This is a genomic window from Williamsia muralis, from assembly GCF_002735905.1.
Taxonomy (GTDB): domain Bacteria; phylum Actinomycetota; class Actinomycetes; order Mycobacteriales; family Mycobacteriaceae; genus Williamsia; species Williamsia muralis_A.
Window position 1 is genome coordinate 537,315 of sequence record NZ_PEBD01000008.1, and the last position, 24,527, is coordinate 561,841.

The 24,527-nt window shown below is 63.6% G+C and carries 22 protein-coding genes; 10 read left to right on the plus strand and 12 right to left on the minus strand.

Annotated elements, in window-relative coordinates:
- Nucleotide 1: 1 nt before the first annotated feature.
- Nucleotides 2-817: a hypothetical protein gene (locus CSW57_RS11560; protein WP_143696521.1), complete on the minus strand. Its 816-nt coding sequence runs from the start codon at nucleotides 815-817 to the stop codon at nucleotides 2-4.
- 277 nt (nucleotides 818-1,094) lie between these two features.
- Here CSW57_RS11560 and CSW57_RS11565 point away from each other — a divergent pair, with 277 nt between their 5' ends.
- The 3 genes from CSW57_RS11565 to CSW57_RS11575 are packed head-to-tail and all read left to right on the plus strand — an operon-like array spanning nucleotide 1,095 to nucleotide 3,314.
- Nucleotides 1,095-1,625 carry a helix-turn-helix domain-containing protein gene (locus CSW57_RS11565; protein WP_099383335.1) on the plus strand — a complete coding sequence of 177 codons (531 nt, stop codon included), beginning with the start codon at nucleotides 1,095-1,097 and terminating at the stop codon, nucleotides 1,623-1,625.
- A gap of 28 nt (nucleotides 1,626-1,653) precedes the next feature.
- On the plus strand, nucleotides 1,654-2,166 hold the full coding sequence (locus CSW57_RS11570; RefSeq protein ID WP_099382890.1) for a hypothetical protein: 513 nt from the start codon (nucleotides 1,654-1,656) through the stop codon (nucleotides 2,164-2,166).
- Entirely contained in the window at nucleotides 2,157-3,314 is a 1,158-nt protein-coding gene (locus CSW57_RS11575) for an MAB_1171c family putative transporter (protein WP_099382891.1), read from the plus strand. Before CSW57_RS11570 ends, CSW57_RS11575 begins: the two co-directional genes overlap by 10 nt.
- A gap of 44 nt (nucleotides 3,315-3,358) precedes the next feature.
- On the opposite strand, the gene CSW57_RS11580 is transcribed toward CSW57_RS11575, so the two are convergent.
- The 4 genes from CSW57_RS11580 to CSW57_RS11595 form a co-directional block, all read right to left on the minus strand.
- Nucleotides 3,359-4,120 (minus strand): SDR family oxidoreductase, encoded by a 762-nt coding sequence (locus tag CSW57_RS11580; protein ID WP_099382892.1) that lies wholly within the window; start codon nucleotides 4,118-4,120, stop codon nucleotides 3,359-3,361.
- Nucleotides 4,121-4,177: 57 nt separating this feature from the next.
- On the minus strand, nucleotides 4,178-4,957 hold the full coding sequence (locus CSW57_RS11585) for a TMEM165/GDT1 family protein (RefSeq protein WP_099383336.1): 780 nt from the start codon (nucleotides 4,955-4,957) through the stop codon (nucleotides 4,178-4,180).
- Between the two features lie 329 nt (nucleotides 4,958-5,286).
- Nucleotides 5,287-5,844: a hypothetical protein gene (locus tag CSW57_RS11590; protein ID WP_023955086.1), complete on the minus strand. Its 558-nt coding sequence runs from the start codon at nucleotides 5,842-5,844 to the stop codon at nucleotides 5,287-5,289.
- Between the two features lie 216 nt (nucleotides 5,845-6,060).
- Nucleotides 6,061-6,690 (minus strand): superoxide dismutase, encoded by a 630-nt coding sequence (locus CSW57_RS11595; RefSeq protein ID WP_030167355.1) that lies wholly within the window; start codon nucleotides 6,688-6,690, stop codon nucleotides 6,061-6,063.
- A gap of 694 nt (nucleotides 6,691-7,384) precedes the next feature.
- Here CSW57_RS11595 and CSW57_RS11600 point away from each other — a divergent pair.
- The 6 genes from CSW57_RS11600 (at nucleotide 7,385) to CSW57_RS11625 (ending at nucleotide 16,432) form a co-directional block, all read left to right on the plus strand.
- Nucleotides 7,385-8,545, plus strand: coding sequence for an iron-containing alcohol dehydrogenase (locus CSW57_RS11600; RefSeq protein WP_099383337.1), 1,161 nt, complete (start codon nucleotides 7,385-7,387; stop codon nucleotides 8,543-8,545).
- Nucleotides 8,546-8,706: 161 nt separating this feature from the next.
- Nucleotides 8,707-10,233: a DUF3375 domain-containing protein gene (locus CSW57_RS11605; RefSeq protein WP_099382893.1), complete on the plus strand. Its 1,527-nt coding sequence runs from the start codon at nucleotides 8,707-8,709 to the stop codon at nucleotides 10,231-10,233.
- Nucleotides 10,230-11,000: a DUF4194 domain-containing protein gene (locus CSW57_RS11610; protein ID WP_099382894.1), complete on the plus strand. Its 771-nt coding sequence runs from the start codon at nucleotides 10,230-10,232 to the stop codon at nucleotides 10,998-11,000. The genes CSW57_RS11605 and CSW57_RS11610 overlap by 4 nt, the downstream gene beginning before the upstream one ends.
- Nucleotides 10,997-14,455, plus strand: coding sequence for an ATP-binding protein (locus tag CSW57_RS11615; protein ID WP_099382895.1), 3,459 nt, complete (start codon nucleotides 10,997-10,999; stop codon nucleotides 14,453-14,455). Before CSW57_RS11610 ends, CSW57_RS11615 begins: the two co-directional genes overlap by 4 nt.
- Nucleotides 14,452-15,534, plus strand: a complete 1,083-nt coding sequence (locus CSW57_RS11620) for a winged helix DNA-binding domain-containing protein (protein ID WP_099382896.1) — start codon at nucleotides 14,452-14,454, stop codon at nucleotides 15,532-15,534. Before CSW57_RS11615 ends, CSW57_RS11620 begins: the two co-directional genes overlap by 4 nt.
- A gap of 58 nt (nucleotides 15,535-15,592) precedes the next feature.
- Entirely contained in the window at nucleotides 15,593-16,432 is an 840-nt protein-coding gene (locus CSW57_RS11625) for a helix-turn-helix domain-containing protein (protein ID WP_099382897.1), read from the plus strand.
- A gap of 66 nt (nucleotides 16,433-16,498) precedes the next feature.
- On the opposite strand, the gene CSW57_RS11630 is transcribed toward CSW57_RS11625, so the two are convergent.
- From CSW57_RS11630 to CSW57_RS11640, 3 genes are all read right to left on the minus strand, one after another.
- Nucleotides 16,499-17,899, minus strand: a complete 1,401-nt coding sequence (locus CSW57_RS11630) for a mechanosensitive ion channel family protein (RefSeq protein ID WP_099382898.1) — start codon at nucleotides 17,897-17,899, stop codon at nucleotides 16,499-16,501.
- Nucleotides 17,892-19,964, minus strand: coding sequence for an adenylate/guanylate cyclase domain-containing protein (locus CSW57_RS11635; protein ID WP_189339219.1), 2,073 nt, complete (start codon nucleotides 19,962-19,964; stop codon nucleotides 17,892-17,894). Before CSW57_RS11635 ends, CSW57_RS11630 begins: the two co-directional genes overlap by 8 nt.
- Nucleotides 19,965-20,277: 313 nt before the next feature.
- Nucleotides 20,278-20,922 carry a dihydrofolate reductase family protein gene (locus CSW57_RS11640; protein WP_099382900.1) on the minus strand — a complete coding sequence of 215 codons (645 nt, stop codon included), beginning with the start codon at nucleotides 20,920-20,922 and terminating at the stop codon, nucleotides 20,278-20,280.
- 459 nt (nucleotides 20,923-21,381) lie between these two features.
- On the opposite strand from CSW57_RS11640, the gene CSW57_RS11645 reads away from it, so the two are divergent.
- Complete coding sequence (locus CSW57_RS11645; protein ID WP_223249200.1) at nucleotides 21,382-22,506, plus strand: transposase; 1,125 nt, start codon at nucleotides 21,382-21,384, stop codon at nucleotides 22,504-22,506.
- Between the two features lie 180 nt (nucleotides 22,507-22,686).
- Here the strand turns inward: CSW57_RS11645 and CSW57_RS11650 are convergent, their stop codons facing one another.
- The 4 genes from CSW57_RS11650 to CSW57_RS11665 form a co-directional block, all read right to left on the minus strand.
- Nucleotides 22,687-22,968: a winged helix-turn-helix transcriptional regulator gene (locus tag CSW57_RS11650; protein WP_099382902.1), complete on the minus strand. Its 282-nt coding sequence runs from the start codon at nucleotides 22,966-22,968 to the stop codon at nucleotides 22,687-22,689.
- Nucleotides 22,965-23,369, minus strand: coding sequence for a VOC family protein (locus tag CSW57_RS11655; RefSeq protein WP_062795621.1), 405 nt, complete (start codon nucleotides 23,367-23,369; stop codon nucleotides 22,965-22,967). The genes CSW57_RS11650 and CSW57_RS11655 overlap by 4 nt, the downstream gene beginning before the upstream one ends.
- 191 nt (nucleotides 23,370-23,560) lie before the next feature.
- Nucleotides 23,561-23,950, minus strand: coding sequence for a nitroreductase/quinone reductase family protein (locus CSW57_RS11660; protein ID WP_099382903.1), 390 nt, complete (start codon nucleotides 23,948-23,950; stop codon nucleotides 23,561-23,563).
- A gap of 137 nt (nucleotides 23,951-24,087) precedes the next feature.
- Nucleotides 24,088-24,450 carry a ribosomal protein L7/L12 gene (locus CSW57_RS11665; RefSeq protein WP_143696522.1) on the minus strand — a complete coding sequence of 121 codons (363 nt, stop codon included), beginning with the start codon at nucleotides 24,448-24,450 and terminating at the stop codon, nucleotides 24,088-24,090.
- Nucleotides 24,451-24,527: the final 77 nt, after the last annotated feature.

The window sequence follows — 24,527 nt, forward strand, 5'->3', positions numbered from 1 at the left end:
GTCAGCCGCGGCCGTTGCGCAGCGACTCGAGGAATGCGCCGCTACCGAACAAGGCGACCGAACCCAGGACGAGCAGTCCGGCAGGCGACAGATCGCGAGCCACCTCGGCGCCCGCGCAGCCGCCACCGGTCCCGGCGCCCATCAGGCAGGACGACGCGGTTGGTGTGGCAGCGGGCGGGGTGCTCGGGTCGGACAGCGGGTCGCCCTGTGGGACAGCCTGTTCGGAGTCACCTGGGGTCAGTTCGGGCGTCCCGGTACTCGGTGCCGGGGAGCCGGGCGTGGGGTAGCCGGGTGTGGGGGAGCCTGGCGGCGGCGGAGTTGATGCGTCCGGTGTCGGCATACCGGGGATCGGCAGGCCCGGGATCGGAAGATTCGGAATCGTGATGGCCGGCAATTCGATTCCGGGTACTTCGGCGGTCGGGACCGTGGGGAGACCGTCGTCGTCGCTACCGGTGTTGCCGTTGTTCCCGGGGATGCCGGTGTTGCCGTTACCGTTCCCGTTGTTGCCGTTACCGCTGTTGCCGTCACCTTGACCGAGGTCCGGCGTCGGGCCGGTGGCCGATCGAGCCGGTACCCGTGACGTCTCGGTGCTCTTCATGCCCGGAGTGTGGTCGGCGTTGCCGTTTCCGGAGTTTGTCGGTGATGTGCTGTCGGAGCCGGGCCGGGAGGTCACCGTGACCTCTGACGGGACTTCGGGATCGGCAGCCGCGGACGGCGAGGTCAGGGCCAGGAGAATGCCACCGACCACCAACCCCAGCGACGCGACGAGCACCGAGAACCACACCGTGGTCGGGCGCATCACACGATGCTTCGGCATCGAGTCCTCCAGTCCGGAAATCACCAGGGGCGGGTTATTGAATTTTCGGCATCTTCACGGTTTATTCAGGTGGGCTCGATCAGCGTTGAACGAGCCCGAAAGTGAAGTACCGAAGACCGACTCCGCGCAGCGTGAAGCTGTTTGGCTGCCTCAGGGCTGTAAGCTACCATATGGCAAACACGGCGTGCGGAGTAGTGAATTTCATACTTCTGGCTGGTCTCCGTTCGGTGATCGGCCCTCACTGGGAGGCACACGGAGAATGCGCGTGGAGCGTGGCATGACCGACAACATGGACCAAGCAGACACCGAGAACGCATTTGATCCCGGTCTGTTCGCGCGACGTCTGGAAGAGCTGTTCCGAACGGTCCCTGGCCCCAATGGTCGTGCTTACAGCGCCAAAGCCATCGCCAATCGCTCCACTGAACTGGGCTTTCGTCTCGGTGAGTCCTACTTGAGCCAGCTCCGGTCGGGCAAGGCCAAGTCGCCTTCGTTCCGCACGGTCGAGGGAATCTCGGCGGCATTCGGCGTCGACGTCCACTATTTCCTGGAAGATCGGGCCGCCCAGCGCACTCGCGACCAGATCGACCTGATGCGGCTACAGGCCGACAGCAACGTTCAACTCGCAGCGTTCCGGCTTGCCGGTCTGTCGAGTGACTCGGTCACCGTGGTGAACGAACTGATCAAGGTCCTCCGGGTTCAGCAGGGTCTGCCCGCCGACCCGCCCGACCTCCTCAAGTCGGCCGAACCCGAATTGGGGCATGGTCATTCGGGACTTCGCGTGGTCGAAAGCCGCGAAGCCGCAGACTGATCGCGGGGGCCCCGTCTTAAGATGGAGCATGCGATCCGAGCGCGAACTACGGGCACTGTGCCGCCGCGAACTCGGCGGTCTCGACCTGGATCTGCCTCTCGACGCTGAACAACTCTGCGATCTGTACGGCGCCCGGCGTGGCCGGCCGATCAAGATCGTTGCGCACCCGATGCCTGCCGGTATGCCGAACGGTGTCTGGTTGGTGGCGGCCGACGCGGACTACTTCTTCTGTCAGGCTGCCACGACCAAGCTCCATCGCGATCAGATCATCATCCACGAGTTCGGCCACCTCATCGCAGGTCACCAGCTACTCGACCAGGTCGAGAACCGGCTGATCGGGAGCCCGGCAGGTGGCGAGAACACCGACGATGCACTGAGTCGGACGTGCTATTCCGATGAACGTGAATGGGAAGCGGAGTTTTTGGCAACACTGATAGGAGAATGGGCGGCAAAAGCCACCCAGGGCGTCGGAAAGACGGCCGGCCATGATGGATTACGGGGAATCCAGAGCATCCTCGGGGGGCACAACGGATGGTTGTAGGGGTAGTCAACGCCATCGCGTTGGCGTTGTTCGCCCTCGCACTGTGCTGGCGTATCGACCGCCTCCGCAGGGAATCCGCCGGCCTGCAGCCGGTCGCGATGACCGTCGCCATCTCGGCGACAACTCTCGCTTTCGTGGTCGGTAACCCGCGCGTACGGCAGTGGCTCAACGACGACTTCTTCCCGGGCGCGGACCGGTTGTCGATCTATTGCCTGCTCGCGATCGGTGTCGCCGCACTGGTGGTCGTGTTTCTGTACGGGACAACCGAGGAGCAGCGGCAGCGGCGCGCCGGCGTGGAAGCAATCCCGCTTGTGGTCACCCTCATCGGCCTCAACGTGGCGATGCTGGCCACGCCCGCGCCGGTCCGCACCGAGCACATGTCCGACTGGACCGTGCACCATGTCGGATACGCGCTCTTCTTTGTGATCGCCGATTGCTATGTGGCGTATGGGATGGCGGCCTGCGTGGTGTCGATCGGGCGATACGTACGTCACGCCGAGGGATATCTCCGACATTCCCTGATCATCCTGTCGACCGGCCTGGGATTGCTGGGAGTCGCGGCCCTGATACAGACGTTGTACGTCGTCACCGCCGGACTGCACGTCGCGCACCTGAATGTGTTGCTGAACGTCGCTGCCGTCCTGGCCGTCCTGGGGGCGGTGCTGTTCCTCGCCGGTATCTGCTACCCGCTGGTGCGAGCGCGTGTGATGTCGCTGCTCCACGACCGACGGCACCGCAGCCAGTACCGGGATCTCGAGCCACTATGGACTTTGACCACCTCGGCACTTCCTGGGGTGGTGTTGCCGTCGCCGCCGCAGGGTGCATTCGACGGTTCGATCATCTGGCTCTTCCAGCGGCGGGTGGTCGAGATCCGCGACGCATTGCTGCAGCTGAGCCCTTATCTGCCCGACGACTTCGACGAACTCGAATCGGCGGCCCAGGCCACCGCACTCCGCGAGGCGGTGAATACCTATGTCGACCTCGGCGGCTCAGCCGGGGCAGTCCGGCAGGTCCTCGCCGGCGTCGGCGACGACCTCGACAGCGACGCCGCACCGCTACTGCGGATATCTCGTGAACTGGCGCGCAGTTCCGGTCCGTCGCGGCAGAGCTCGGTGACGTCGCGGCAAAAACAGAACCGGACCGGCTGAAGGCCGGTCCGGTCTGAGTGTTCAGTTGCTGGTGACGTCAGTGGTCAGCGCGGAGCCATCCGCAGTGCGCCGTCCATGCGGATCGTCTCGCCGTTGAGGTAGTCGTGGTCGACGATGAACGCGGCCAGCTTGGCGTAGTCACTCGGATCGCCAAGACGCTTGGGGAACGGGATGCCGGCTTCGAGCGTCTTCTTGAACTCCGGGGTGATCCCGTCGAGCATCGGGGTGTTGATGGTGCCCGGTGCGATCGTGTTGACCCGCACGCCCACCTGCGCGAGGTCGCGGGCAGCTGTGATGGTCATGGCGTGCACGCCGCCCTTGGATGCGGTGTAGGCGATCTGCCCGATCTGTCCTTCGAAAGCCGCGACCGACGCGGTGTTGATGATGACGCCGCGCTGGTCGTTCTCGTCCACCGCTTCCTGGCTCTGCATCCGGTTCGCGGCCAGACGCATCACGTTGAAGGTGCCGACCAGGTTGATCTCGATGACCTTCTTGAACAGGTCGAGCTCGTGGGGACCCTTCTTCGTCAGGATCCGGCTGGCCCAGCCGACACCGGCGCAGTTCACGGCGACGCGGAGCGGGGCACCGGATTCGGCGATGGTGTCCAGCGCTGCATCGACATCGGCTTCGCTGGTCACGTCAGCCGCCAGGAGAGTGACGCCGTCCACCGCGGTTGCCTTGTCGATCGAGGGCTGCAGGTCGAGCCCGAACACAACCGCCCCGGCATCGGCGAAGCGCTTCGCTGTTGCCGCGCCCAGTCCCGATGCTCCGCCGGTGACCAATACCGCTGATCCTGAGATCTCCACTGATGCCGTCCCTTCTACAAAGTGTCCGCGGGGATTGTTCAGCCCGCTGGGATCACCCTAGTCAGTGGCTGTGGCGACAGGCCGCTCGGCTACGAGGCCGGCGGAGTGCTCACCGGAAAGGCCGGCTTCCGATTCCGACTCGGCGAGGAGTCGTTCGCGTTCGGCGGCCCGGTTCTGCTCGCGGTGGCTGTGGACGTACCAGGTGCCGGCGCTGACGATCATGGCGACGGCGGTGATGGTGGCCATCGTGACGATGAAGTTGTTGGCGGTCACCAGGCCGTCGGTGGTGAGCCACGCGGCGAAGACGAAGAAGAGTGCAGCCGCGCCGTATGCGATCGCCTTTTCGGGGAGCTTGCGGCCGAGGACTGCGCCGACGGCGATGGCCAGGGCATCGGCGGCGACCATGCCAACGGTGGATCCGATCCAGACACCGACCCAGTTGTGGTCGGTGGCCAGGGTGATGGTGGCGAGCATCGTCTTGTCGCCGAGTTCGGCGAGGAAGAAAGATCCGATGACCGCGAACAGCACCGACTTCTTCACCCGATCGGCCTTGTCGGATTCGTCGGTGTCGAGGCTGTCGCCGCGAAGGGTCCAGAAGCCGAACAGCAACATCGCAAGTCCACCGACGATTGTCATCAGGTCGGTGGGGATCGAAAGACCGAGTACGTGTCCGAAGAGAACAGAGACCGCATGCACGGCGGTGGTGGCCACCGTGATGCCGAGCAGAACAACCCACCAGCGGTAACGGATGGCGTACGTCATTGCCATCAGCTGGGACTTGTCGCCGAGTTCGGCCACGAAGATCACGCCGAAGCTGACCAGGAGTGCGGATATCACCAAACCAACGTAAGCGCCGCTCACGACTGTTTGCAACTGATCGAATACCCGCATTTACGCAGGTAGGGAGCCCTTTTTCAAAAGTTTGGGTACCCGAACATTAGGGTTCCCTTACCCGGTAATTCACGGGAGGGTTGCCGCGACGCTGTGACGTGCGGACATGGGTGGTCGGGGGCTGGTTTGGCGGCTCGTGTGGCTGGGATTTGCGGACCCCGCAGACCGAGCGTCGGCGGGTTTCCCGAGCGGGCCGGACCTACCGCTCGCGCAACTTGCGTTTGCTCGGTCTACGGACCGAGCGTCGCCCGGTTTCCCGACCGGTCACCCACTACTCAAGCAGCGAGGAGCATCGCCAGGACAGCGGTATCGGGATCGGTTCCCAGGTCCAGACCTACCTGATTGCGCAGGGTCACCACGGTGCCGTCGGCTTCGGCTTCGGCCCATCCTGCGCGGTGTTCGAGGCCGAGTTCGGGAAGTCCTGGCAGCAGTACGCACCCCGAGGCAACGTCTGAACACTCGGGCAGGGACGGTCGCGTCTCGGACGGGGGATGGAGCATGAACAACGCGGGCGGCGGAGTGTGGAACGGGCCGGCCTCGGTGAAGTTGTTGTCGATCACGCTGCCGACGGCGAGCATCAACCCGACGGTGTCAGGGTCGCACACCTCTGGTTTGTCCTCGATGACGCTGAACACGGTGGTGGTGCGGAGGAATCCCGGCCTGCAGGCGATGCGTACCGATGCGACGAGTGTCTGCGTCCACTCCAGGGTGGTGTCGGGCCAGCGGCCCGAGATCAGGATTCCGCGTAGCTCGCCGTGGCGGTGGAACGGGGTCAGTCCGATGGGTATCGACCCGGACCGCGACATTTCATGGCCGGTGGCGTCCTCGCTCATGGTTACCTCCTGTTGCCGGAAGTTCCTCTGCTCAGGTCGCCTTTGACCAAGTGTCGAACTCTATTCGCAGCATGCCCGGTAAACGATTGGCACACAACCCGACTCGAGTGCTAATCGCGGCGGTTAACAGGAAGTTTCCCTCTGGGGGCGAAGACGCCGACGGCGGCCACCCGAGTGGGGTGACCGCCGCCTGCGAAAAGGGCTGTACGAAAGTGCTTATGCGGGCACGATCAGGCCGGAGCCCTGTGCCTGTGCCTTGGCAAAACGCTCCGCGGCGTCTGCCCAGTTGACGACGTTCCACCATGCCTTGACGTAGTCAGGCTTGACGTTCTGGTAGTCGAGGTAGAAGGCGTGCTCCCACATGTCGAGCATGACCACGGGGATCAGGCCCACCGAGGTGTTGCCGTGCTGGTCGGTGAGCTGCTGGATGACGAGCTTGCCCTCGATGGTGTCGTATCCGAGGATCGCCCAGCCGCTGCCCTGCAAAGTGGTTGCCGCAGCGGTGAAGTGCGCCTGGAACTTGTCGAACCCGCCGAACTGGTCATCGATTGCCGCTGCCAGTTCGCCTTCGGGCTTGTCGCCACCGTTGGGCGACAGGTTCTTCCAGAAGATCGAGTGGTTCGTGTGGCCGCCGAGGTGGAAGGCCAGGTTGGCCGACAGCTGGAAGACCTTGTCGGCGATGGTGCCGTCTTCGCGCGCAGCCGCCAACTTCTCCAGTGCGGTGTTCACGCCCTTCACATAGGTGGCGTGGTGCTTGCTGTGGTGCAGCTCCATGATCCTGCCGGAGATATGCGGCTCGAGTGCTGCGTAGTCGTAGTCCAGATCCGGCAAGGTGTATTCAGACACATTGTTCCTCTCACTATGTGGGGACACGCGTGCCCCCTTATTGATGTCCTCTGGGATCTATCCCTCGAGTGCAACTTCCACCCTTGCTCAGGAAATTGGGTTGTGCAATAGGACGTGAGCAATGCGCCTCAAGCCCGGTTGAGGTTTGCGGGGGTTGCGCTGGGGTGTTTTACGAGGGCCGGGGTGCCGCATTAACGGTCGAACACAGTCGGCTCAGCTGCCGGTTACGCGACAAAAATCAGGGCGAGCAAAAGAAGAAACAGAGCGAGCACGCTGATGCCGGTGGTGATGCATCGTGCTCCGACGTTGATGGGCTCAGCGCCAGGCCATGAACGGGGCCGGCGGTCGAAAACCGGTACGCCGCTGCCGCTGTCGGTCGAGGCCGCCACCCGATCCCCCCTCGTCAACTCGTGGTCCTGCGGGTCGTCAGTGATAACGATCACATACCCCGGTGATGCACAGCTAAACACGTATGGGCGCAGTACTCAAGCTGCGGCGAATCGGGTACCGGATCGAGCGCCCGCAAAGCCGCGGCAGGCCGATGTGGGTCGTTTGACCAGGTTCGACGGACCGCTGTCGGCGAACTCCGGTCGGGGTGGACGTCGCCGCAATAGGGTGGTCGTACAAGAGCGGTCGTCGACGTCCGCTTTCCGCAGTGGGTGGCGAATCATCCCGTGCCGAAAGGAATCAGCCATTGGTCAGCACAGTCGGTCTACCGCGCGAGATGCGAATCGGGGCGGGCGCACTCGATCAGCTGGTCGACGTGGTGACCGGATTGGGATCGCGGCGACCGATGGTGATCACGGACAGTTACCTGGCAGGCGGCGGACGGGTTGATCAGTTGATCACCGCACTGACCGAGGCCGGCGTCGATGCGGTGTACTTCGACGGAACAGTGCCCGACCCCACCACGGCCTCGCTCGACGCCGGGCTCCGTGCGGTGCGTGACCACGGTGCCGACCTCCTCGTCGGATTCGGTGGGGGCAGTCCGATGGACACCGCGAAAGCCCTCGCTCTGCTCGCCGTCGAAGGCGGCTCGATGCGCGACTACAAGGCGCCTCTGCGCAATGACCGTGCCGGCCTCCCGGTGGTCGCCGTACCGACCACGGCAGGCAGTGGTTCGGAGGCCACCCAGTTCACGATCATCACCGACAGCGAGAGCGACGAGAAGATGCTGTGCATCGGTCGGGCGTTTCTGCCGGTGGCCGCGATCGTCGACTTCGAGCTCACCATGACGATGCCGCCGCGTCTCACCGCCGACACGGGTATCGATGCGTTGACCCACGCGGTGGAGGCCTACGTCAGCCGGAAGAACAACCCGTTTTCCGACGGGTTCAGTCTGTCGGCGATCACTACCATCGGCCGGAATCTGCGCAGGGCCTACACCGACGGCTCCGATCGTGAGGCCCGGGAAGCGATGATGCTGGCCTCCACGCAGGCGGGGATCGCATTCTCGAACTCCAGCGTGGCCTTGGTGCACGGGATGAGCCGGCCTATCGGGGCGCACTTTCATCTCGCACACGGATTGTCGAATGCCATGCTCTTCCCCGCGGTCACCCGGTTCTCCCTGTTGGCCGCGGCCTCTCGATACGCCGATTGCGCTCGCGCGTTCGGGTGCGCGGATCCGGACACCTCGGACGAGATCGCCGCAGAACGGCTGGTCGATGCCATCGTCGATCTGTGCCGCGACCTCGCCGTCCCCACGCCGAGAGAATGTGGCATCGGCCGCGACCGCTGGTTCGGACTGTCCGCACTGATGGCCGAGCAGGCACTGGAGTCGGGGTCGCCCGCCAACAACCCGCGGGTTCCGAATGCGGGAGAGATCGAAGCCATCTACGCCGAGATCTACCGCTGATCGACACCGCGTCGGCACGACCGCGGACCGACAGTGCGGCGCCGGCCAACTATCATCGCTGCGGGCAACCAGATGGGCCTTGCCGCCCGTCATGAGCGCCGAGTTGCGGGCAGTAGGTCGGTGGGTGAGCTCGCCATGGCAGGAAAAAGTGAGGTGGTCCGATGGCACGCCCGACAGCGGCGCAGCTCTACGCCGCCTACGGGGACAACGCGGACAGCGATGTCACCCTGCGACTGCTGAGGTCCCGGAACGCGGTGCCCTATCTGGCGATCATGGCTGCGCGTCTGGCCGACGGTCAGGTGGACGGCGACCATCTCGCGGCGGGTATCGACCGCGACCTGGCGGACTTGGCCGTGCACTGGACCGAGCGAGGCTGGGAACTGCCCACGGCGGACGACCTGCTCGACCGCTGGGTGCGGGCCGGCTACCTCGCCCGCACCTTGCATGCCGACTCCCAGCGGGAGCGCTACCAGCTCACCCGCGGCGCCACCCAGGCCATCGCACAGGTTCAGGCCGTACGCCGTAACCGCACCGTGGCCACCGAGACCGTGCTCGAACTGGTGATGTCGCGGCTGTCGAACATCGCTGTGTCGATCAACCCGGATCCCGGCGAGCACATCCGCGACATCGATCAGAAGATCGCCGAGCTCACCAGACGGCGCGAGGAACTCGCAGCGGGCGCCATCCCTGCGGTCGATTCGCGGCGGGTGCTCGACGACATCCGGATGGTCACGTCACTGGCCGAGCGGATGCCCGCCGACATCATCGGATACGGCGAGAAGATGCGCGAGAACTCCCGCGCCCTGCTCACCAGTGGCCTCGATGCCGAGCACGGATCGCATGCCGACGTGCTCAACCGGATGTTCGACGGTCATGACGCGCTGGCGGACTCCGACGAGGGCAAGGCTTTCGACACCTTCTACACACTGATCGCGGATCACCGGTTGCGCGACGACCTCGAGTCGAGCATCCGGCAGATCGCCGAGGGCATCCCGAATCTCCCGCACGACATCCTCGACACACTCACCGGTTTCATCGACCGGATGTGGGATGAAGTGCAGTCGGTGGACGAGGTACGTGGTCAGGTCTACCGGCGCATCAACACCTTCGTCAAAGACGGCGACTTCCTGCACTATCGCGCGTTGCGCAGCCAGATCGCCGATGCGCAGCGCGCCGCGGCCGCTGCGTTCGTGCACGCGGGGCCGGGTAAAGACCTGGGCATCCCGGTACCGATGAGCGCCGCTGCGTCCAATTCGGTCGGCGCGTTGATCTTTCACGACGGGATCGTGGATTCGCCTGGCGCGGTTGCCGACACCGTGGGTGAGATCAACATCGACCCTGCCGACCTGGTGGGCGCCGAATCGATCGATTGGCATGCACTGACCGACGCGGTGAACGAGGCCGTGGCCGACGGTCCCGCCGAGATCGACGATGTGCTGGCGTTGTTGCCCACGGCCCGTACCGGTGACGTGATCGGCATCTGGTCGCTGGCCCAGCGCCATGGCGCGGCAGATGGTGGACGGGACGAGGTCACCGTGCTCGCCCACACGGCTCGCGGCATGCGCGAGATCCGTTTGCCCGCAGTACGATTCACACATATGCTGCCCGATCCGATAACCGCTCAGCCACACGAGGTGATGCATTTGCTCGATGAACCAGCCGAGCCTGTCCGAGGTGCTACCCGGTGAGCACGCCAGAAGATGATGTGGTGGTCCAGGAAGGCGACGATCTTTTCGTCGACTCACCCGAAGCGATCAGTGAACCATCGGTCGACCTGTCACACTTCGCATTCGACGGATCCGAGCCGGTCGGAACGATCAGTGAGGCACGGATCGACGCCCGGTTCGACGGTGACACCTCGGCTCTGCCTGCGCCGGTCTGCTACGCGCTGCAGGAGTTGGTCGCCGCCGCACACGTGTCGGCGCGGTCTCGTAACTGGAAGACCATCGAGGTGCACGAGGAAATCATTCGGTCTCGCCTGTCGGAGCTGAATCTCCAGCTGGAGATCAACCGCGAGCACAAGTACGCGTTCACCCGCCAGGTGTCTGAGAACGACCCGCGGCAGCGGAACATCCTGCGCGCGCAGACACTCACCCTGGCAGCGTCGGTCCTTGCGCTGTTCTTGCGGCAGAAGTACTTGACGAGTGCCGATGAATCGGTGGTGACCGAACGGGGCGAGATCATCGACCACATGCTCACCTACAAGCCGGTGTCCGACACCGACGAGGCGGGCTTCATCAAACGGATCGATGCGGCCATCAATCAGCTCGAATCACGAAAGATCATTCGAGCGTTGCCGGGAACGGACCGGTTTGTGGTGCACGGGGTGATCGCTTCGCTCCTCGGGCCCGAACAGGTGGCTGCCTACACCGAGGCCTACCGCAGGCTTGCCGGTGAGCACACCGAAGTGGGCACCGACCTCACCGAACTCGATGACCAGGAGCGCACGTCATGACCGAGATCCTGGAAGTGGACGCAGCCGGCGGGTCTCGACCGGTTGACCGCGATACGCCATCGCCACTGGCCGCCCCCGCGGGCAAGCGCACCCTCAACATCGGCCAATTCCGTTTGACCAGATTGCAACTGGTCAACTGGGGAACGTTCGACGGGTACAAGGACTATCCGATCGACGAGCGGGGCGTGATGCTCACCGGGCCGTCCGGGTCGGGCAAGTCGTCGATGATGGACGGTCATTCGGTGGTGTTGCTGCCCACCTACGACCAGGTGTTCAACGCGTCGGCCGATCTGTCGGCCAAGGGCGCGAAGAAGGCGGCCCGGTCGATGGCCGACTACGTGCGCGGCGCGTGGGCGGAGAACGACGACCGTTACAACCAGTCGCAGGTGCAGTACCTTCGTGCCGACGGCGCCACCTGGTCGGCGATCGCGGCGACCTACGACAACGGCGCAGGGTCTGCCACCACCGCGGTGGCGATCAAGTGGTTCCCGGGTTCGGGTACCGACGGCAGTTCGCTGCGGTCGTGGTACCAGCTGCACGACGGGCATTTCGACCTGCTCGGCCTGAACACCTGGGCGCAGAACGGATTCGACATCCGCCGGTACCGGTCGGCCAATCCGACCGTGGAGTGTTTCGATGTGCAGAGCGCCTACCAGGAGGCGCTGAGGCGACGAGTTGGAATCGGCCAGTCGTCGGCAGCCCTGTCTTTGATGGGCAAGGCGAAGGCCATGAAGAACGTCGGTGACCTCAACCTGTTCATCCGGACGTACATGCTCGATCGGCCCGACACCTACGCCAAAGCCGAACGGCTGGTGGAGAACTTCACTCAACTCGACGAGGCGTATCAGGCCGCCGCGCGCGCGAACGCGCAGGAGCAGGTCCTCCGTCCGATCCCGGCGGCGTGGGAAACATACTGCAGTGCTGAAGAATCCACCACCCGAGCCGGCACGCTGCTGGGTCCGCCGATGAGGGCGTTCATGCGCGAGCATCGGCTGACCCTCCTGCAGCAGCGTCTGGATCAGATCGACGCCGACCGGATGCGGTTGGACAACGAGGTGGCCAACTGGGAGAACCTTGCGGACGAACGCGAGGAGCGCCACAGCTCGCTCCGCGACCAATTGACCGCCGAGAAGGGCGAGCTCACCACCCTGGAATCGGAGCTCAAATCCTTCGAGGCGCAGGTGACGGCCCGGAACCGTGCCTACGAGCGGTATGCGACATTGGTGGGCGGACTGGGGGAGCAGACCCCCGAAACCCAGGACGAGTTCGCCGCCCTGCGGATGCGTGCGCCGGAGATCGCTAGGGCGGCAAGAGAAGCCGCCGACAGGTTGGCCACCACGGCACACAGCTTCTTCGCCGCCGAGACCGATGCGCGCCGCGAGTTCGAGGCTGTCGTGGAGGAGCTGGCGAGCCTGAACACCCGGCGGTCGCTCCTGCCGCGTGAGGTGCTCGCCCAGCGGGATGGCATTGCGCAGGCCACTGGCGTTCCGCCCGCCGAGTTGCCGTTCGCGGCCGAACTGATCGACGTCGACCCCGCGGCGAAGGACCGATGGGCCGGCGCCGCCGAAAGAGTGCTGCGCGGACTGGGTATGACCATGCTCGTGCCGGCTCGGCACCGCACCACCATCGGCGAGTTCGTCAACCGGACCAACATCGGCGGGGTGCTCGAATACCGCGTCTATCAAGAAGACTCAGCGGTTGCTGCCGACCCTGTTCGCGGTTCGCTCGCCGAGAAACTGATTGTCGACCGGAAACACCCGGCGGGAGCGTGGCTGGCCACAGTTGTCGCCCACAGCGCCGAACACATCTGCGTCGATCTGCCGTCCCAGCTGGACGACCACACACTCGCGGTCACCCCGCAGGGATTGGTGAAGTCCGGCCGCGACCGTTTCCGTAAGGACGATCGGCGATCGGTGTCCGACCGCACACAGTGGATCCTCGGCTCCAACACCGACGGCAAGCGCACGGCTCTCGAGGAGCTCAAGGCTGAACTCGAATTCCGGTATCAGCAGGCGCGGCAGGCGGCGCAGGACAAGCGGGACCTGTTGGAGCAGAACCGCGAACGCGCGAAGAACGCCGATGCCCTGACCGGTTATGCGTCATGGGCCGAGTTGAACTGGTGGTCGTCGCGGCGCGATGCCGACGAACTCAACGCCCGCATCGATCGCGTTCGCGAGAACCGGGTGGATCTCGCCGAACTCGAGGAGCAGGTGGAGATCGCCCGGGCCGACTGGCGAGAGGCCGTCGCTCGGGTGGGTGCGCTGGGTGATCAACTAGGACACATCGGCTCGGACTGGGATCGATGGTTCGCCGAGTTCGAGCAGGTCAAGAACGAGGGCACCAAACTCGACGATTCCGACCGGGAGTATCTGGCGGAGGTGCTCGCCGAGACGCTCGCCGACGGCGGCAAGACGCTGACGCTGGACAACTACGGCGAGGTGCGGTCTGATCTGCGCAATTCGCTCGAAGCCGTTGTCGGCAAGGCGAATGCCGAACGTGACGGTGCCGAGAACCGAATCGTCCGCGCCGCCGAGGCCTTCCTGAGGGAGTGGCCGGAGGCCGCGGCGAACTTGAGTGCCACGGTGGAGTACGCGTCGGATCTCGTGTCGATTCATCAGAGCCTGGTCGAGCACGGTCTGGCGTCGACACAGCAACGGTTCCGACAGCTCATCACCACTGACATCAGTCACTCGGTCTCCAACTTGTACAAGGAGATCGGCGATACCAACAAGCGCATCACACAGGGCATCGCCGAGGTCAACATCGGCCTGCGCAGGGTCGACTTCAACGAGGGCACCTACCTGCAGATCGCGCAGCTGCACAATCCCACCGACGAGTCGCGGGAGTTCGGCAAGATCGTCGACGCGATGATCCGCGACGCGCCTGCGGCCAAGTCGGGTGATGGCGCGGTGTTGGCGCGGCAGTTCTATCGCATCCGAGGGCTCGTGGCCCGGCTCACCGGCACCGACGCGGAGAATCGCCGCTGGTGCGACAACGTGCTCGACGTACGCAACAGCTACACCTTCTACGGCAAAGAGCTGAGTTTTGATGCCGCACCGGACGACCCGCCAGTGCACACCTACCGCAACACCGCATCCAACTCCGGCGGCGAGCAGGAGAAGCTGGTGGCGTTCTGTCTGGCTGCGGCCTTGAGCTTTTCGCTGAGCCACGGCGAGGACCATCGTCCGGGGTTTGCGCCACTCATGCTCGACGAGGCGTTCAGCAAGTCCGACGAGACCTTCAGTTCGCAGTCACTCCGCGCATTCGAACAGTTCGGGTTCCAGCTGATCATCGCCGCTCCGATTCGCATGGTGGGTATCGTGGAACCGTTCATCGGCCAGGTCATCCTGGTGGACAAGCAAATCGGCGATACGGGCGCCCGGTCGGATGCACGCGCGGCCACGTTCGGAGAGTTGGCGAAGGCGCGGGCGTCGTCGGGCCGACGCGAACCATGAGCACGACGTTGTCGATGCGGCAATGGAACCGCACCCTCCTGCAGCGTCAGCATCTACTCGAGAGAGTGGACGAAGACGTCCTCGAGGTGCTCGACCGTTGCGTCGGCCTCCAGTCGCAAGACCCGAAGTCCGCGTTCTACGGCCTCTGGTCGCGAATCGCCGACTTCGACCCCGCTGATCTCGATCAGCTGATCGATGAACGCGAGGTGGTGCGAATTGCTCTGCTGCGCAGCACTGTCTTCCTCATCGACAGTGAGGATGCGCGATGGATCCGGCCGCTCACTCAACCTCTGATGGACAAGGTGTTGCGGTCGAACCACTACAAGCTGATCGGTGATGCCGATCCCACTGAGGTGGTGGACTACGGACGAGAGTTGTTGCGCGGCAATCAGATGACTGTCAAGGACCTCAAGACGGCGTTGTCGGAGCGCTGGCCGGCAGCAGATGCATCGTCGCTGGTGACAGTGGTGCGCTGCCTGGAGTCATTGGTTCAGGTGCCCCCGCGGGGCACGTGGCGAGGTTCTGCGACCACGACCTATCAGCTGTTCGACGACTGGTGCGGGTCGGGCGAACCTGCCGTGACCGGCGACGAAGCCATCGCCGATCTGGTCCGGCTCTACCTGCGTGGGTTCGGCCCGGCATCGATCAACGGCATTCAGACGTGGTCGGGGATAACCGGTCTGCGCCCGATCGTGGAGGCGATGGAAGCGGACTGGGAGCTCGCGAAGCTGCAGGGGCCCGACGGCGAGGAACTCTTCGACATCGAAGGCCTGGCGCCGGCCGACGAGGGGGTCGATGCGCCCGCCCGTCTGGTTGCGCCCTTCGACAACATCGTGCTGGCCCAGGGTGCCGATCGTCGACGGGTGATCGACGACGACGTGTTCAAGAAGACAACCACGCCCAACGGCCGTTCCCCCGGATTCGTCCTTGTCGACGGTCGGGTGGCGGGTATCTGGAATCCCCGCAAGGACGGCAAGCGAATCACGGTGGAGGTCGAGTACCTGCTGAAGGTGTCCGCAGCGGATCGCCGCGCAGTCGACCGCGAGCGCGATCAGCTGATCGAGTTCTGCAACTCATGAACGCCTCACGCCCCACCTGCGGTCACCTTCGCTCAGATCTGCACCTGGCCCGGCTGCCATGACCATCCAGGATCTGCCGCCCGGTACGACGAAGGGGCGTCGGCACAACGACACCCCGGTTGCGGAAGCAGTCGACAAACGAATGCTGCCGGTTTACGAGGCTGATGCCATCGACGTCCCGTTCGTGATCGCGGGCAACTTCGAGGTGATGGCGCGTAACACGTTCTGGGAGGAGCATTCCCATCCCACGCATGAGCTGCTCTGGACGGAGCGGGGAGCGTCGACGGCCACCATCGGGTCACGGATCTGGGCGATCACACCGTCTGTGGGTCTGTGGGTGCCGGCGGGCGTACGACATTCGGGATGGACACCGGAGGGCATCACCTTGCGTGCCGCCCAGTTCAGTTTCCGTGCAGCTCCGTCGATCTCGGCCGAGCCGGTGGCGGTCGAGATGTCCACGTTACTGTTGTTGCTGCTCGATCGGCTGACGGTCGACGGGCTGGACCCCTCCTCGCGGACGGCGACAGAGGCGATGGTGCTGGACGTGCTGGCCCCCGCGAGGCACGAGGTGTCGCTGCGAGTGCCGACGGCGGCGCTCCTTTCGCCGATCGTCGCGGCGATTCGGGCCGACCCCAGCGACTCGACTACGTTGGCACAGTGGGCAGTTCGACTCGATGTCAGCACCCGCACCATCACCAGGGTCTTCCACGCCGAAACCGGTGTCGGGTTCAGCCGATGGATCGCGACGGCGCGAGCCCAGCACGCCATCGAGCTACTTGCCCGGGGCGAGGCGATCGACGAGGTCGCCTACAGCGTCGGCTACCGGTCGGCGAGTGCATTCGGCACGGCCTTTCGGCGGGTCACCGGGATGAGCCCGGGACGATTCCGCGCCCACTGACAGTGTGAACAGATCGAGCACGCAACGGCCGCGATAGCTATCGCACTGCCCCAAATCGGGTTTCGATCAGGACTGTGAGAGCGCCTCACCGGCGAGACGCCGCCGAACTTCTATTGCTTCGTCCAGCCGTTGTGCCAGTCCAGGATTCCTGCGAACGATCGGATCGAGGGTTGCCCGCGGGACTGCGATGACCGTGGTGTCGACGACCGCGTGCGCGCCGGCAATGACCTTCTGCCGGGTGAGGGCCGTCATGCCCAGGTATTCACCCGCGCTCAGATCGCCGACCCCCAGTTCGCCCCCGTCTTCCGTCGGCACGTTCAGGGCCACCGAGCCTGTCACGATGAAGAGCATGTGGTCGGCCACCGTCTTGGCGCGCAGGATCACCTCGCCTCCGCAGTACTGCAGCACTTTCGAGTTCTGGATGATCATCTCCGTGTCCTCGGTGCCGATGTGGAGCCTCGGTGCGATTGTGGCCATTTCTGCGGCCACGAGATCACGTTCTCCGTCGAGGCTGTACTCAGCGTCGTCGAGATGTAGGCCGGCTCGGCGTGAGGCGTACCACGCCCTGTGAAGCAGGGTGGATCTCGTGGGCCCTTCGTGCGCAGGGGCGCTCACCGGCACTGTCACCTTGTACTTCGCCTCGCCCAGGTCGGTAACCGTGGCGTCAAGCCTCGGGTTGCGGAGAGGCAGATCGCGGGCGACTTCGAGAAGGGTGGAGGCGATCATCCCGGGCGCGTCATTGGCGGAGTACTGAAGGGTGGCGATCGAATTGAACGTCGGACCCTGGATGCGGCTCAAGTTCGTGAAGGAACCGGTTGCGAGCATGGCGTTGGGAATGATCTGGAGTCCATTGCCCGTGTCGATATGAACTGCTCGCCAGTTGACCTCGACCACACGGCCTCTGGCTGCAGCGGTGTCGAGCCAGTCGCCGATCCGAAAGGGCTGTTCGAACAGCAGGAGCAGTCCGGCGATGATCGGTCCGACTGCGTTCTGCAGAGCCAGACCGATGACGATCGACGTCACCCCCAGCGCAGTGAACAATCCGCCGACATCGGTGCCCCAGACCCACGAGAAGAGGACGCCCAGGCTGATGACGATCAGCACCAACCGGCCCAGGTCGACAAAAATCGATGGCAAGCGCTCGCGCCATGACCCTGCGCGAGCTTCGCCGAACAGGACCGCATTGGCGCCGGAGAGCACGAACAGGATGATCAAGAAGCCGAAGACCGTTGCAATGATCCGCGTCCAGGTGGCGTCCACATCTGCGCCGTCGACCTGGTCGATGAGGAGCAGAAGTGCCAACAGCGGCAGAACGTAATTACGCAACAGAACAACAGGTTTGGCGTAGCTACTCGATCGTCTGACGAGGAATGCATGAACTTCCGTCAAGACCAGCAGTAAGACAGGCAGTCCGACGACCACCGCGAGTGCCGGCCAGAACCATTCTTGGTCGGTGAGCTCATTCATCGTCGCTCCTCACGGTCAACACCCACACGGACTCCGTACCGTCTACGCCTTGCACCGTGCCGGCGTCGATGAACGAATACATGCCCGAGAGGTTTGAGCGGACGCGGTCGCTGACGAAGATCCCCGGATCCCCGGTGGCCGAACGGACCCGGTGGGCGAGGTCCAAGGCCTCACCCCACAGGTCGTACATCATGGTCTTCTGACCGATCAATCCGCTGGAGACCGGCCCGCTGTCGATGCCTGCACGCAGGGCCAGTCGCGCATTGTGCCGCGCATTGAAACGCTGCACTATTTTGCTGAGTTCGATGGCGAAAGCCACTGTGCGCCCAGCATGATCGACCCGCGGGACCACCAGGCCGCATGTGGCCAGGAACCCGTTGCGCAGACCACGGACCCGTTCGATTCCACGAAGCTCGGCGGCGGCCTCGAACTCGTCGATGAGCGTGTTGAGCAAGCCCAGCGACTCGGTCGACGACAGAGTGCCGGCGAACTCCTCGTATCCGATGACTTCGGCGAATATCACCGACACGTTTCGGTGGTCTGTCGTGATGATCTCCTCGCCGTCGCGATACCGGCGTGCCACAGGCTCTGGCATCAGCGTTCGTAGCAGCTCCTCGTTTTCTTGTTGCTGCTGTTCGAGGAGTTGCTGCTTGGTCTGCAGGCTTGCACTCATGTCGTTGAATGCCGCTGCGAGGTCTCCAAATTCGTCTTTCGACCGCACCGGCACGGTCGCGCCGAGGTTGCCGGAACTGACCTCTCGAACGGCGTCGGAGAGGACTTTCAGAGGCCGGGTGAATACTCGCGCGAGTACCAGCGACAGCAGGCAGATCACCAATACGATGGCCGCAGTTGACAACGCGATGTCCCGCGCAAAGTCGTTGACCGGTTCGAACGCTTCGTCTTCGTCGATCTTCGCCACGAGAACCCAGTCCAGACCGGGGATGTCGACCGGCCCATAAGCGACCAGCGATGTGGGTCCGCTGTAGTCGCGCTCGATCCTCACACCGTGCTCACCGACGAGCGCGGCATTGACCGCCGGTGTGTCCACTGGCTGCAGCAGAATCGACCCGCCCACGGCGATTTGGCGTTTTGCGATGGCGGGGTCGGTGCCTGAGTTGATGACGTCGGACTCATAACCTGCGGGGTCGGTGACCAGTTTGCGGGCGACCGACCTCATCACCTTGTCTGCGCCGGCAAGGTAGGTTTCGCCGGTATCGCCGAGACCATCTCTGTTCCAGCCCTCGTCGCCGGTCATCACCTCGTTGATCTCGTCGATGGAGATCTGCAACGCGAGGACGCCGGTGATGGCGTTGCCGGCTCCGATCGGTGCCAATACCCAGGCAGTGGGCAAGTCGAAGGACGCCGGGTATCTTTCGAAGTCGGTGATGAGTGTGTCGTCCACGGACGTTGCCTGCATCATCTGCTGATAGCCGTCGGTCAACACGGTGCCTTTGTACGGGCCGTCATCGAGGTTTGTGCCGAGATCGACACCCTTGTAGGCGCTGTAGACCACGTTGCCCGAGGTGTCGAGAATGAGCGAGTCCTCGAACCCGAATCGTGTTGTGAGGTCACCGAAAAAGCTCTGGTACCGCTTGTTCGCCTGCGTCCACGGGCTCGGATCGCCTGCATCGACCATGGCGATTGCGGCGTCCGTGTCGCCTTCCGCGGGGACCGTGTACATAGACTGCAGGTAACGAGCGGCGTTGCCGGCGGGTTCGAACATGGCCGGGTCTGCCGTCCGGCCTGTGCTGCTGCTGAGCCTTGGCGCGAAGACGTCTTGGTAGTAGGCATCCAGCCTGGGTTCCGCGCCCTCCGGCAGGGGCGCGTTCTCCAATTGCTCGAATCCTTCGGTGAATTCACGGGCAGCGTTGATTGTGGTGGCTCCGTGGGTGATGACCGTTGCCGAGTCAGCCACGTTCGTGAAGAAGGCCGTGATCTCACGAGCCCGTGATTCCCGAAGCTGAGTCAGACGGTCGAACTCGGCTTGGCGTAGCGAATCAGTACCTGACCGATACCCGATTGCGCCGGTGATGAGGACCGAGATGACGCTGACGCTGAGCAACATGATCAGGAGTTTCGACTGGATGCCGATCGAATGCTTTCGTCTTGCAATATCGCCGAGTGCATTCCAAAACCTGGGCATCAACCATCACTCCATCTGCCGGGCCAATTGGCAACTGCAGCCACCAGGCAGATCGTAGCGAATTGTGAATCGGTGAGTGGCTTTTGTAAGGCAGCATGCCACCGTGAGTATTGAGAATGTTCGAAAGGTCGACACGTGGTTGTTTCTTCAGGGAGTGTGTCGGATTCTCGTCCCGCGCGGCGATCTGTTGCCGAGAACCGAGGTTCGCAGGGCGACAGAAGGCAGGGGATTCGGTTTACGTGTGGCGAGCTTTGTTCCAGAATTGATGGGTGAGCCCGCTAGGTGAAGTGACGGTCTCGACCACGAAACCGTCTTCGACATCGGGTAGGCCATCCAAGAGAGATACGCCCCGTCCAAGCGTGACGGGCACGATCGTCAGGTGCATGAAGTCAACAAGGTCGGCTTGCAGGAACTGCCGCACGGTCAACGGCCCTCCACCAAGACGAATGTCCCTGCCGTTGGCCGCTTCACGGGCCATTCGAAGCACCTCTTGGGGTGGCGCATCGACGAAGTGGAAGCTGGTGCCGTTGGAAAACTCGATGCTCGGGCGTGGGTGGTGGGTCATGACGAACACTGGGGTGTGAAAGGGCGGTTCATCGCCCCACCAACCGCGCCACCCGTCGTCAGGCCAGTCTCCGGTTTGGGGACCAAACTTGCGGCGGCCCATGATTTCCGCGCCGATGCCCTGGCCCCACAGGCTGGTCACGGCGCGGTCCAAGGTGATTGGGTCGTCTACCTGGTCGATCCCGTGGATGACGCGTCCGTCGAACCAATCGAAGAGCTGGCCGGCATCGCCGATCGGGGCGTCAAACGTCACGTACTCGCCCGCGGCATAGCCATCCAGCGATACGTTCATGTTGTGGACTCGGGTGCGGGACAAAGGGGGCTCCTGGATGGTCGAATCGACTGGTACAGGTAAATAGACCGCACGAGACGACGAAACTAATCGCAGCCAAACAGGTTGTGCTGCGATCTCGCCCGGTTGGCGGATTGATGAGTGGACCGAGAACGAATTGCTGTTCGGGGGGCTGTATCTCTGCAGTGTCCGCCGAGGTCGATGCTCTGTTACCTGGAATGCCGAATGTGGTGAACACCGAGCGATGTGACTTCGGCTGGCTCGAAAATCTGAGCGCCCGCACAACGTTTGCACGTGGTGAGCGAGGTGCGACCATTGGCGCGGAGGATCCCTGGGTAAGTCGATGTGAATCGTGTTCGGTACGTATTATTTTTACATGCTGGAAGCGGTGGGGAGCTCGTCGAGTTATTACGGCGGTGTGGCGCTCAGGTTTGTCCGGAGAGGATTGTTGCGGGGACGGGTCTCGTGACGTTCTCTGGGACTGTGGAGGTTGACCACCATCAGTTCGTAGTGGGATCGCCGTCTGCTGAAACCTACGAACCCGCCGTAACCGGCAGCGTCATGGAGGTAGGCCCGAACTTCGTCACCATCATGACCGGCGTTGCCTACGGGCCGGTGTCGTTGACCGTTGAAGTGCTTGACGGACAGCCCGACGACTTTGACAACTCCAGCGAGTGGGAGATGGTCGAGGAAGCAACAGTGAAAGTCAGCAAACCCATTCGTGTCATCACCTTGGATGGCGATTATGTCCCTGACTTTCCGAAGCTTCCAATCATCAGAGGATTGAACACGTTTCGTGTGTCCGCCCGAGGGCGTGATGCCAAGTGGGATATGACGGTCGACGAGCCCACCGAGTGGTATCTAATGCAGATCTGGAAGGCCACCCAGCCCGCTGTGATGCGCCGACTTCACAAGACCGATGCGGCATGGAGTGACGAGATCGTCACCCACAAGACACGGAACTGGTGGGACCCCGATCCGGCGATGGATGCCAGCATGCACATCAAGTACGGCTACGAGCAAATGGCGATCTGGGCCAAACAGCAGGCCATCGATTGGGGCGGACGACCCCCTACGGACAAGCTCCGCGGGGTGGCTTACGCCAAGGAATTCGCCGGTCACGACCGAATGCTTGTCGATGCCATGGCCCGTGCCCGAGCTCCGAAACTACGCAAGATCGCTGCATGGGCCGCTCGACGCGCCTATACAATCGCCGACATCGCCGATATCGAATGGATTCGCGATGGTCTCGCCGCGTTGGACAACGGCACACCGCTACCACCCCCGTTTGAACGACCCGCAGAATACGAACGCGTCTGGGATGCCTTCAACGCCGACAGCAGAATCAAACTGTGGACCACTACCGATAGCGGCGACAGGATCCCCGTTGTCGCAGCACAACATGCAGTCAACGCGCTGATCGAAGCCAGCAGGGAGAAACCGCTCGCTGCAGCCATCGGGGCACTACGAACCGCGGCCCTCACCGGGGGCTCTGACTATGTGCAACTCATCGCCGACGTTCGACGGGAATTTTTCCCCAAGTTGGCGCCGGCCGACCACTACGAACGTTGGATTGGATACACCGTCGACGACGTCCCCAGCGGCTGATGGCGTGGCCATGCGCGGTGCCGGACCGGGCTCCCCGGGCGAGGCGGCTCTGCAGTCAGAGATTTTCGTGGCGTGCCGCGCAGGCGAATGATCGAAGCGTGAGCGATCGGAAGTGTGCTGCTTGTGGTCGCGTTTGTTGCGGCCGGGCTGACCGGAGTGAATCACGTTCCTGCGCAACACTTAAGGATTGCTCTTGCCCCACCGCCCCAGCGCGTCAATCGCTTCGCGTAAAGCAAGCCCGCGATCGGTCAGCGCGTAGGCCCGGGTGTTGTGCCGCAACGGCAGACGGGTCAGTACGCCGGCCGCTTCGAGCTCGCGCAGGCGGGTCGCGAGCATGTTCGTCGGCGCTCCGAGGTCGCGCTGCAGATCGCCGTACCGCTGTGGCCCGTCGAGCAGCCGCTCCACGATGAGCAGGGCCCACCGTGCTCCGACGACGTCGAGGGCAGCGACGAGGTCGCTCACGTGGCCGGATCGGCGTCCGGCTTCATCCAGAACGGCGAGTAGTGGTAGCCGTCGAGATCGTCGAACTGGCGCTGGTACATGAAGGGGTAGTCGTCGGTGTCACCGATCCGCCCGCCGGCCGCGGCGGCGCGCTCGACGAGGTCGTCGACCGCCTGGCGGCTGTCGAGGTCGAACGAAACCGTGACTTTCGAGGGGGTCTGGGGTCCGCCGACCAGCTCCTCGACGCCGCCGACGCTCGCGTACATCTCGCGGCTGCCGAGCATGACGTATTGCTCGGGAGCGATCGCGAAGCACGACACGTTGTGGTCAGACATTTCGGCGTTGAGGGTCCATCCGAGGGCTGTGTAGAAGGCGGTAGTGCGTTCGACGTTCTCGACGGGGCAGGTGATGAAGAGGCTCATGAGCACCATACTTGCAAAATGCAAGTGAGCCGTCAAGGGTTCCGGACTTGCGTTCTCACAGAGCTGGGGTTCGCCCTAGCCACCGGGATTCAGCCAAAACATAAGAGCTCCAACAACACACAGCGGCCGTCATGATGCGAGTTGTCGGGAGTGGCGAATAGTCCGCGGCTTGCGGTGTGCAGCGAGGCGCGTCAGTTGGTCAGGTCGACGCAGATCGTGAGCAGGTTGGTCCCGAACGTCTGTACCGCGAAGCTGTTGGCTCGCGGCAGCTGGCGCAACCGGGTGCGGGGATCGTCGTCGGGCATGAGGCGAGCTGTGCCGTTGTGCCATCGCCCTCGGAGTCGCACCCTGACGGTGGGGTTCGCCTTGATGTTCTTGACGTACTGTGAGTTTTCGCCGAATTCGGAGACGAACCAGAATTGGTCGCCGACGCGGCTGCCGTCCAAGGGTGTGCGGCGGGGTTGACCCGACTTGCGTCCGGTCGTCTCCAGGAGCGTGTGGCTCGGCAATCGTGTCGCCAGCGGGTTCACCAGGCGTCGTTGAACAAACTTGGTGACGCGGTCACGTACGTCGGTAATCATCGATGTCCCCTCCGATGTCCAATATTGACTCGCTACAAATCTACCTGTTTCGTTGCGACACAGCCTATTTCGCATTGGTAACGACCCCCGCGGCCCGACCGCCACAAAGCCGGGAAGATAGCTCGCGTCAGCGAGGACTAGAGCGTTGGGGAGTTTCCGACGCTCGGCCCGGCGCCGGGGCGCTTGGTGTCGCGGGCGGCATCGACGAGATCGACCGCGTCTTTCAGAGTCAGGCCGGGATTGGACTCGCGCAAAGCCTTCACTGCGGGGATCCTGTCGGGGACGTCATGCACAATCCGTCGTACATCGTGGGTGGGAACGTCTTCGGGCAACAGTCGGGCCCTGGGCGGCGCATGCCGGTTTCGCAGGGCTGTTACTGCGGAATATGCATACCAGAAGACTGCGACCACCCACAGGGCTGCAGTGAACCAGTTCCACGCCGACGGATTCGAGGTCACCGCTTCGAGAACTGACGGACTGACCCCGACAAGAACGACCAAGCCAAGCAGATCGCTCCATCGTCGAAATTGGACGATTCTGTCACTGTCATACCACCGACGTCCCATCTCGCGATCGT